Below are 9,150 nucleotides of genomic sequence, written 5' to 3'. Positions count from 1 at the left end.
TTGAGCATCTTCGCCTCTTCTTGGGCGAGGACGACCACACGACGGGCTCGGTCCGTGAATCTCTCGAACATGCTGTGACTCCTTGTCGCACGTGTTGTTCTACAACGGCGAAGACGCGGTAAGCGCCTGTACATCGAGAGTAACGACCAGGTGAGCCCGGTAAGGCCGTGTTCGCCGTCGGCATATAGTCTCGGCCGGCTTCGCCCCTGAGCCTGTCGAAGGGCCGTTGACATGCTTATCGAGAATCGATATGTTAACGAACATCGATAACAACGAATATCGATATGGAGGGTGTGATGTCTCGTAATCGTGGGCCGTCGAGGCTCGAAGCGTTGTCGCTGGGCTTAGTGGCGACGGGGGCCGTAAGCATCGGCGCCGCGGTGGTCGTGGGGGCGGTCGGCGCGGGGGTGGAGATCTTCGCGTCACCCGTCGCGGTCAGTCTGCCGGTGCACGATGCGCCGATGGCGTCGCTGGCCGATGCTTCGGGCGTCACCGCGGCGGAGTACACGCAGTCGCTGGTGTCATTCGAGGCTCTGGATGCCGGCATCCGCTGGCTCTTGCTGCTGGAGGTCGCGCTCCCTGCGCTCGCGACCGTGATCGTGTGCGCGTCGCTGTGGTGGTTGGGGTTCTCGCTGATCAGGCAGCGGGCTTTCCGGCGATCGATGGTGCCGATGTTGGTGACGGCGTCGTTCGCGCTGATCGTGGCGGGAATGCTCGCTCCGATGTTCGGCGCGTTCGCGCGTGCGGAAATGGTTGCACAGCTGCCTCTCGCTGACACAGGCGAGTTCTGGATGCTGATGTACGAGTTGAACCCGGCGCCGATCGGCTGGGGCATCGCGCTCGCTCTGGTGGCGACGGCGTTCGAGGTGGGGCAGCGGTTGCAGCGCGAGACGGAGGGGCTGGTCTGATGACGAAGGACGCAAAGGGACAGAATGCCCTGAGGGGACAGCAGCATGATCTGCTCTACGGGGTCGGGTGGGCTCTGATCGCCTCGGGATTCGTGCTCTATGACAGCATCCGGCGGATTCTGGAGCTGTTCTCAACGCCCGGCGCGATCAGCGCCCGCTCACCGTTGCCTCCGCAGCAGATCGAGGCCGGCGTCGGATCGGGTGTTTCGGCGGTGATGGATTCGGCGGTGCTGATCGTGCCGGGAGTCAATACGGTCAGCATCGTGTGCCTCGTGCTGAGCATCGCGCTCGGTGCGGTCGGCCTGATCGGAGCGGCCGTTCTCGTGGCTGCGCTCTGCGTCCGGCTTCTGCGCGGAAGCGTTTTCGACCGCATCAACATCCGTCTGCTGGCGGCGATTTCACTGTCGTTGACAGGGGCGGCGCTGTGCACCATGGCGTTTCGCACGATGGGTCTGAACGGAGTGTTCGCGGCGGTCGGCGGGAGTTTCGACGAACAGCGTCAGTTGTTCTTCGAGCAGTTGCCGCTGTTCGGCGTCGCTTTCGCCGTGGCGGTGCTGATCGTTGTCTTCCGCCGCGGTGCCTTGCTGCAGAAGGAAACTGAGGGGCTGGTATGAGTCCTGCGGCGGACGAGGAAGAGACCGGCATCCACTGTCGCCTCGACGAGCTACTCGCCGCTCGGGGGATGACGCTGACGGAGCTGAGCTCACGGGTCGGCGTGTCGATCGTGAACCTGTCGGTGTTGAAGAACGACCGGGCGCGGGCGATCCGGTACTCGACGCTGCGGGCGATCTGCGATGCGCTCGAGTGCGAAGTCGGTGACCTGCTGGTGCTGGCGCCTGCCGAAGAGAGCGCATGATGGGGGTGGCGGAAGGGTTCGAGTACACCGTGCGCAACGACGGCACCGTCGTCATCACGCACCATGGGCGCACGGCGACCGTTCTGCGCGGTCGTCGAGCCAGGGAGTTTCTGGCTGAAGCCGAGTCGGATCCGCAGGGCACGATGGCACGCTGGACGGGTAACTACAAGCGCGGCAATGAGCGCACCGCGAAGCAGCATCCCCGCAACCGCCGGTAGGTTCGCACGGGTCGCGCCGTTCGACGACTCAAGGATCGAAGTTCAGGTGCCACCTGCGGTTCGTCCCTTCGGCAGGCAGGCTTGAGAATCGAAGCTCGGGGCTTCGCCGACAGCGCGGTCGCGCCCTTCGCCAGACTCAGAGATTGACGCACCAGGTTCAGGGATCGACACGCGCCAGACCCGGAGATCGACACGCGCTGCCGTCTCTTCGAGGATCTTCACGACATCGGCATCTGACATGCGCATCATCGACGCCCGAGCGCAGTCGGCATCATCGACGTCGGCGCCGCACCCGAGCAGGGTGGGGATCAACGCCGCGACGTCGGTAAAATTTGCCATACTTCATATTCTCAGATGCCACAGACATTCGGGAATAGTTTCGAGTATTTGTGGAGAACTCATGCCGGGTCCGGCCACCACCGCGGCATCAGGCGAGAGAGGCGGGCGGCCGCGGCATCCGCATCCTCATCGTCGCTGTGCGCCCACACCTCGATGGCTCCCGTGAGCGCGCCGGCGATGAAGGCGCCCGCCTCGGTGACGGCGCTCTCCTCGCGCGGCGCCCCAGCCACGCCTTCGCGAACCCACACCTCGATCGCGAGGCGCGCGCGCTCGCGCAATCGCGCATCGAGCACGCCGCGGAAGACGCCGCGCGTACTCGATCCGAACAGCGCCCGGTAAGCATCGCGGTCATCGACGACGTGCTGAAGCACCTGCCGCAGCGACGCGGAGTACCGCGCGGCGACGTGCGCTGGCGAGCTCTCGCCGGGCTCGACCGTCACCTCGCTGAGCCGATCGATGCTGCGGCTGAACTCGGCGAGCGCGAAATCGTGCACGCTGTCGGCGTGGGCGTAGAAGGTGGTGCGGTGCACGCCGGCCTCGCGGCACAGCGCGGCGACCGAGATGTCGTCGAGCGGGGCGTTCTGCAGCAGACGCGCGAGCGCCGCACCCAGGAGTTCCCGGGTGCGGCGCTGTCTCGGATCTTCGATCACCTGTTCACCTTAGGCGCCCTCGAGCGGGCGCCGGAGAGGTCGGATGCCGCCGGCCAGTGTGCCGGCAGCATCCGCCCTTCTGCTCAGGACTCGTAGTGCGAGAGTCCGGCCGTCTCGCCGCCGTCGGCGACGAACTCGGCGCCGGTGGAGAAGCTGGATTCGTCACTGGCGAGGAACAGGATGAGGTTCGACAGCTCGATCGGCTCGCCGACGCGATGCAAGGCGACATGGTTCTGCGGGGTCTCGAGCTCGTCGGTCATCGGCGTGCGGATCACGCCGGGGTGGACCGAGTTCACCCGGATGTTGTAGCGGCCGAGGTCGAGCGCCGCGTTCTTCGTGAGTCCGCGCACGCCGTATTTCGCCGCGTTGTATCCGGGAAGAGCCTCGTACCCCTGTAGCCCCGCGGTGGAGGAGACGTTGATGATCGAGCCGGCCTTGGACTCCTTCAGCGCCGGGATCGCGGCCTTGATTCCGTAGAAAACGCCGGTGAGATTGATGCCGATGATCGTGTCCCACGCGTCGAGGGTGTACTCCTCGATGGGGCCGAAGTTGGCGATGCCGGCGTTGTTGACGACGATGTCGAGGCCGCCGAACGTGTCGACCGCTGCCTTCACCGCGGCCTCCCACTGAGAGTAGTCGGTGACGTCGAGGTGCACGTAGTGCGCGGCATCCCCGAGTTCGGATGCCAGAGCCTGGCCCGGTTCGTCGAGGATGTCGCCGATGACGACCTTCGCCCCCTCCTGAACGAGGAGCCTGGCGTGCGACGCTCCCATGCCCCGGGCTCCGCCGCTGATGAGTGCGATCTTGCCGCTGACGCGTGCCATTGTGTGCCACCTTTCTGTCGTCAGGACCCGGCGATCATCCGACCCCGGGCCGGCGGGGCGCTTCGTTGGTCCCGTCGCGGGCTATTCTACATGTGTTGATTAGGGGGTGGGCGGATGCTTTCGTCTGCGTCATCCTTCGTCATCTCCGCCCCGGAATGCATGCACGCAAATAGCGTTGACTTTCAAGGCGCGCGTCTGCGCCGTCCCAGACCTGGAGAGACATGAGCACCACTGCCCGCGCCCCGAAAGCACCCGACACCCGCGGACCCGTCCGGAAGCTCCTGACCTCGTTCGGGTTTCAGATCCTCGCCGCCCTCGTCCTCGGTATCGTCGTGGGGCTCATCGCCGTGCGGCTCGGCGCCAGCCCGGACAACCCCACAGCCCTCTCCGACACGCTCGACACCATCGGCAGCTCGTACGTCACGCTGCTGCGCGCCGCGGTCGTCCCCCTGGTGTTCACCGCGATCGTCGCCAGCATCTCCAACCTGCGCCGTGTACAGAACGCCGCGCGCCTGGCTGGCCAGACGCTCCTCTGGTTCGCGATCACGGCCTTCATCGCCGTCGTCATCGGCATCGTCCTGGGCCTCGTGATCCAGCCCGGCTCCCGCGCCGGTGAGGGCCTCGAAACCGGCGAGCCGCGCAGCGTCGGCACCTGGTGGAACTTCCTTATCGGACTCATCCCGCACAACTTCCTCGGCCTCGGCGCCTCGACCAGCATCGACGCCGACACCGGTGCGGCGTCCACGAGCATCAGCTTCAACATCCTGCAGATCATCGTCGTCGCAGCCGTCGTCGGCATCGCTGCGCTCAAGGCCGGCAAGAAGGCCGAGCCCTTCCTCGCCTTCACCGAGTCGCTGCTGAAGGTCATCCAGCGTGTGCTGTGGTGGATCATCCGCATCGCACCGATCGGAACCTTCGGGCTCATCGGCGCCGCCGTCGTCAACTACGGCTGGGGCAAACTCACCTCCCTCGCCTGGTTCGCCGCCGCCATCTACATCGGTCTGGCCCTCGTGCTCTTCGTCGTCTACCCGGTGCTCGTGAAGACGCACGGCCTGTCGATCAAGCAGTACTTCACGGGCGTCTGGCCCGCCGTGCAGCTCGGCTTCGTGAGCCGCTCCTCCCTCGGCACCCTGCCGCTCACGCAGCGCGTCACCGAGCGAAACTTCGGCGTCCCCACCTCGTACGCGTCGTTCGCCGTGCCGTTCGGCTCGACCACGAAGATGGACGGATGCGCCGCAATCTACCCGGCCATCGCCGCGATCTTCGTCGCCCAGTTCTTCGGCGTCGAGCTGAGTTTCATCCAGTACCTGCTCATCGTGATCGTCTCGGTCGTGGGCTCGGCCGCGACCGCCGGCACCACCGGCGCGACCGTCATGCTGACCCTCACGCTGTCGACCCTCGGCCTGCCGCTCGAGGGCGTCGGTCTGCTCCTCGCGATCGACCCGATCCTCGACATGGGCCGCACCGCGGTCAACGTCGCAGGCCAGGCGCTCATCCCGACGATCGTCGCCAAGCGCGAGGGAATCCTCGACGAAGACCTCTACAACGCGCGTCGCGAGGGCCTGCCCTTCGCCGACGAGACGGACGAGGATGCCGCAGAGTCGGATGCCGTGGCATCCGCCGCCACGCCATCCCGCTGACGCGACACCCCTCGCACACCCAATCCCCCTCGCACACCCAATCCCTCACGTCGAGACCCCGTCTTCTCGTCGAGACCCCGTCGGCGGGGTGTCGGCGGCGAGACGGGGTCTCGGCATACGGGTCATCCACACCGCACGACCCGATGCGACCTACGCCCGCGACTGCGGGCGGGTCGCGCCGCGGGAGTCGAGGGCGAGCTCCTCAGCATCCATCGCCGTGATGAGCTCACGCATCACCTCTTCGTCGAGGTTCCCGGCGTCGCGCTCGTCGAGCAGCACCTCGCGCCGCACCTGAAGCCAGCCGCGCGACAGCGCGACCAGATCCTCATATGACGGCCGCGCCGTCACCTCTTCCGCCTCCTGCGCGTGATCGGTCTCGGTCTCGACCTTCGTCATGCGACCGGCGAACGCGTCGAAGATACGCAGATCGGCCGTTCCGTACTTCTTCGCCCACACCTCTCGCTGCTCAGCAAGATAGGCCTTGCCCGCCTGCTTGCTGCGCGCGCGCACAGATGCGAGCGCCCGCGCATCCGCCTCGTGATCAACCTCGCTCGCCACGCCCAGCCAGCGGATCAGCAGCGGAAGGGTCAGTCCCTGCAACAGCAGCGTCGCAACCGTGACGATGAACGCGACGATGACGATCGCGTGCGACGGCCCCGTCGGCAGCGCTGCGATGTCAGCCGCGGCGAGCGCGGTCGCCAGCGTCACGACCCCGCGCATTCCCGCCCACGAGATCACGGCGTTGTCTTTCCAATCCAACGCGGGCTCGGTCAGGCGCTCGCGCATCTGCTCCGCCGTCAAGGGCGCACGCCCGGGCCCACGCTCACGCCCACGTCCGTGCCGCTCCGCATCGAAGCGCCCCTTCGCCACGGCCCGCTCCCACCGACGCAGCCGTTGGCGCTCCCAGAACCGCGCGAGCGCATGCGCCGGATAGATGTACAGCGGACGCACCAGCAGCACGACACCAAGCACAGCCGCCGAGAGCCAGAGAATGTGCTCCACCGACTCGTCACTGAGGTCGTCCAGCACCCGCCGGAACTGCAACCCGATGTATGCGAACACGAAACTCTCCAGCAGCAGGTCGGCCGACAGCCACAGCGGAGCCTCCTGCTGCCGCGTACGGTAATCCGTGCGCGGAGCGTTGTATCCGACATACAGTCCCATCGCGACGACCGCCAGCACACCCGACCCGCCCAGGTGCTCGGCGATCGCATAGGCCCCGAACGGCACGAGCAGGCCGAACGTGCCGATCACGACCGGATCCGCCACACGCATCCGCAGTTGATGCAGCAGGATGCCGAACACCAGACCGATCACGACCCCCAGCACAACCGCGAGCACGAACTGCCACACGCCGTCCCACGCCGTCAGCGTCGCTCCGGCAATGATCGCCGCGAACACGCGATAAAGCGTCAACGAGGTCGCATCGTTGATCAGGCTTTCCCCCGACAGCACCGTCATCACTCGCCTCGGAAGGCCCAGCTTTCGGCCGATCGCGGCAGCGGAAACAGCATCCGGCGGCGCGACGATCGCACCCAGCAGCAGGGCGCCCGGAAGCGTCAGAGCCGGAAAGATCAACCACGCGACGAGCCCGACCAGCCCCGCCGTCAGCAGCACCAGCCAGATGCCAAGCCGTCGAATCTGCGGCAGACTGCGCTTGAACCCGACGAACGAAACATCCAGCGCCGCCGAATACAGCAGCGGCGGCAGCACGAGACTCAACAGCACGTGGCCGTCGATATCTATCTCCGGAATGAACGGCAGGAAGGATGCCGCGAGCGCCACAACCGTCACAAGCAGCGGTGCCGGCCACCCGCGCCAGCGGGCGATGGCTGCCACGATGACGGCTCCGACAAGCACATAGAACAGCGCGGCATCCATTGGCTAAGAATAACGGCGTGCCTTTTCTCTCGGGAGGGAATTCCGCCGAGAACGAAACGGTTGCACCCTCTGATGACTGCCGTAGCCCCCGCCCTTTCCGTACTCGATCTCGTTCCCGTGCGCACGGGGCAGACCAGCCGAGAGGCCGTCGCGGCGTCCCTCACGCTCGCCGCCCACGCCGACCGGCTCGGCTATCGCCGATACTGGTTCGCCGAGCACCACAACATGCCTGCCGTGGCATCCACGACTCCGCCGGTGCTGATCGCGGCCGCGGCCGGTCGCACGCAGCGGATTCGGCTCGGATCCGGCGGCGTCATGCTCCCGAACCACGCGCCGCTCATCGTCGCCGAGCAGTTCGCCGCACTCGAGGCCATCGCCCCTGGACGCATCGATCTCGGTCTCGGCCGCGCCCCCGGCAGCGACCCGGTCATCACCCAGCTGCTGCGCGCGTCGGGAACCCCGAGCGACGTCGAGCAGTTCCCCCAGCACGTGCAAGACATCGCACTGTTGATGTCAGGCGAGGGCGCGACCGTGCGCTTCACCTCCGGCGGCGAATACACCGTGCACTCGACCCCGGCCGCGACCGGAACACCCGAGGTGTGGCTGCTGGGATCCAGCGACTACTCCGCCCAGCTCGCAGCATCGCAGGGCCTGCCCTATGTGTTCGCGAACCACTTCTCCGGGCACGGGCTCGAACGCGCCCTCGACCTGTACCGCGGCACGTACCAGCCCAGCGAGGCGCACCCCGAACCGCAGACGTTCCTCACCGTCAACGCGGTCGCCGCGCCCACTGCTGCCGAGGCGGAAGAGCGCGCCCTGCCGCAGTTGCGCATGATGTCGCGCCTGCGCCTGAACAAGCCGCTCATCGCGCTCGAGACCGTGGAAGAAGCCGTCGGAGCCGAGCACGACCCCGCCACCGATCAGATCGTCGAGGCCGCACGCTCACGCTGGTTCGTCGGAACCGGTGCGACCGTCGCCGCCGAGGTGCGAGAGTTCGCGGCGAAGTTCGGCGTCGACGAGGTCATGCTCTCACCCGTCGCCGGGGCTTACGAGTCCGAACCGAAGGACTCGCCCGCCGGACGCGCGCAGACCCTCGAGTTGGTCGCCGAGGCGCTGTAGGCGGCAGCATCCGTCACCCAACGAAACGTATCCCGGATACTTCCCGCCGCCTTCGCGCGCCCATACCCGACCAAACGTATCCAGCACGGCACGCACTCGCGCAGCATCCGCCGCCTCGCACCAGGCGCACCCCGGCCTACTCGTCCGGCGCCCCCGACACGAGATCGCGCAGCCAGTCCCGCGCCTCGACGAACACGTCGTCGGAGTAGCGTTCCGGGTACTGCACGATGCGATGGTCTGCGCGCGGGTACGACCCGAGGAACACCACCCGCGGACTGTACCGGCGGATGCCGAGCAACGCGTCGGCCATCCGCTCGTCCTGCACATGCCCGTCGGCGTCGATCACGAAGCGGTAGCGACCGAGCTCGTCGCCGATCGGCCGCGATTCGATGAGCGATAGGTTGATGCCGCGGGTCGAGAACTGCTCGAGCATGTTCAACAGCGCCCCGGGCTCGTCATCGGGCAGCTCGACGATCAGCGAGGTCTTGTCGGCGCCGGTCGGGTTCGACGGCCGGGCCGTGCGCGTCACCAACACGAAACGCGTGACGGCAGATGTGTTGTCGCCGATCTCGGAGGCGAGCACGTCGACGTCGTAGTGCTGCACGATTCCCGGGGGCGCGATAGCCGCCTGCGCGGGAAGCGATCCATCAAGCACCCCGATGGCGGATGCCACGTTGCTGGCCGCCGGAACATGAGAGTGGTTCGGCAGCTTCTC

General features: G+C 66.8%; 11 protein-coding genes. 6 read left to right on the top strand and 5 right to left on the bottom strand.

Translation table 11 applies throughout. The features are described 5' to 3' along the window. Positions 1-296 precede the first annotated feature (296 nt). Genes Q1J95_RS11670 through Q1J95_RS11655 form a run of 4 tightly spaced genes read left to right on the top strand, consistent with a single transcriptional unit; the run spans position 297 to position 1,982 of the window. Entirely contained in the window at positions 297-908 is a 612-nt protein-coding gene (locus Q1J95_RS11670; RefSeq protein WP_300267746.1) for a hypothetical protein, read from the top strand. Continuing rightward, entirely contained in the window at positions 908-1,522 is a 615-nt protein-coding gene (locus tag Q1J95_RS11665) for a hypothetical protein (protein WP_300267744.1), read from the top strand. The genes Q1J95_RS11670 and Q1J95_RS11665 overlap by 1 nt, the downstream gene beginning before the upstream one ends. Then, entirely contained in the window at positions 1,519-1,764 is a 246-nt protein-coding gene (locus Q1J95_RS11660; protein WP_300267742.1) for a helix-turn-helix transcriptional regulator, read from the top strand. Before Q1J95_RS11665 ends, Q1J95_RS11660 begins: the two co-directional genes overlap by 4 nt. Then, a complete protein-coding gene (locus tag Q1J95_RS11655) occupies positions 1,761-1,982 on the top strand; it encodes a hypothetical protein (protein ID WP_300267741.1) in 222 nt (73 codons plus the stop codon). The genes Q1J95_RS11660 and Q1J95_RS11655 overlap by 4 nt, the downstream gene beginning before the upstream one ends. A gap of 42 nt (positions 1,983-2,024) precedes the next feature. Here Q1J95_RS11655 and Q1J95_RS11650 read toward each other — a convergent pair whose 3' ends face one another. The 3 genes from Q1J95_RS11650 to Q1J95_RS11640 all read right to left on the bottom strand — a co-directional run bounded on the left by Q1J95_RS11650 (position 2,025) and on the right by Q1J95_RS11640 (position 3,795). Then, positions 2,025-2,321: a hypothetical protein gene (locus tag Q1J95_RS11650; protein WP_300267739.1), complete on the bottom strand. Its 297-nt coding sequence runs from the start codon at positions 2,319-2,321 to the stop codon at positions 2,025-2,027. A 59-nt stretch (positions 2,322-2,380) separates the two neighbouring features. Further along, the gene (locus tag Q1J95_RS11645) at positions 2,381-2,971 is read right to left on the bottom strand and encodes a TetR/AcrR family transcriptional regulator (protein WP_300267738.1); all 591 of its coding nucleotides are present in this window, start codon (positions 2,969-2,971) and stop codon (positions 2,381-2,383) included. An 83-nt stretch (positions 2,972-3,054) separates the two neighbouring features. Beyond that, on the bottom strand, positions 3,055-3,795 hold the full coding sequence (locus Q1J95_RS11640; RefSeq protein ID WP_300267737.1) for a glucose 1-dehydrogenase: 741 nt from the start codon (positions 3,793-3,795) through the stop codon (positions 3,055-3,057). A 221-nt stretch (positions 3,796-4,016) separates the two neighbouring features. Here Q1J95_RS11640 and Q1J95_RS11635 point away from each other — a divergent pair, with 221 nt between their 5' ends. Further along, entirely contained in the window at positions 4,017-5,435 is a 1,419-nt protein-coding gene (locus Q1J95_RS11635; protein WP_300267736.1) for a dicarboxylate/amino acid:cation symporter, read from the top strand. Positions 5,436-5,585: 150 nt separating this feature from the next. Here the strand turns inward: Q1J95_RS11635 and Q1J95_RS11630 are convergent, their stop codons facing one another. Then, on the bottom strand, positions 5,586-7,316 hold the full coding sequence (locus Q1J95_RS11630) for a cation:proton antiporter (protein ID WP_300267735.1): 1,731 nt from the start codon (positions 7,314-7,316) through the stop codon (positions 5,586-5,588). 72 nt (positions 7,317-7,388) lie between these two features. Between Q1J95_RS11630 and Q1J95_RS11625 the strand changes: the two genes are divergently transcribed. Beyond that, a complete protein-coding gene (locus Q1J95_RS11625) occupies positions 7,389-8,435 on the top strand; it encodes an LLM class flavin-dependent oxidoreductase (protein ID WP_300267733.1) in 1,047 nt (348 codons plus the stop codon). 136 nt (positions 8,436-8,571) lie between these two features. Here the strand turns inward: Q1J95_RS11625 and Q1J95_RS11620 are convergent. Then, the coding region (locus tag Q1J95_RS11620; RefSeq protein ID WP_300267731.1) for a prephenate dehydratase domain-containing protein at positions 8,572-9,150 on the bottom strand (579 nt) is incomplete at its 5' end.

Source organism: Microbacterium sp. (assembly GCF_029263575.1).
Taxonomy (GTDB): Bacteria; Actinomycetota; Actinomycetes; order Actinomycetales; family Microbacteriaceae; genus Microbacterium.
The sequence above is the reverse complement of the archived record's forward strand: the minus strand, read 5'-3'. Positions and strand labels throughout refer to the sequence as shown.

Coding starts and splice junctions, on each gene's coding strand:
- Q1J95_RS11635 (WP_300267736.1), top strand. CDS start 4,017: ATGAGCACCACTGCCCGCGCCCCGAAAGCACCCGACACCCGCGGACCC.
- Q1J95_RS11640 (WP_300267737.1), bottom strand. CDS start 3,795: ATGGCACGCGTCAGCGGCAAGATCGCACTCATCAGCGGCGGAGCCCGG.
- Q1J95_RS11665 (WP_300267744.1), top strand. CDS start 908: ATGACGAAGGACGCAAAGGGACAGAATGCCCTGAGGGGACAGCAGCAT.
- Q1J95_RS11630 (WP_300267735.1), bottom strand. CDS start 7,316: ATGGATGCCGCGCTGTTCTATGTGCTTGTCGGAGCCGTCATCGTGGCA.
- Q1J95_RS11660 (WP_300267742.1), top strand. CDS start 1,519: ATGAGTCCTGCGGCGGACGAGGAAGAGACCGGCATCCACTGTCGCCTC.
- Q1J95_RS11670 (WP_300267746.1), top strand. CDS start 297: ATGTCTCGTAATCGTGGGCCGTCGAGGCTCGAAGCGTTGTCGCTGGGC.
- Q1J95_RS11650 (WP_300267739.1), bottom strand. CDS start 2,321: ATGGCAAATTTTACCGACGTCGCGGCGTTGATCCCCACCCTGCTCGGG.
- Q1J95_RS11655 (WP_300267741.1), top strand. CDS start 1,761: ATGATGGGGGTGGCGGAAGGGTTCGAGTACACCGTGCGCAACGACGGC.
- Q1J95_RS11625 (WP_300267733.1), top strand. CDS start 7,389: ATGACTGCCGTAGCCCCCGCCCTTTCCGTACTCGATCTCGTTCCCGTG.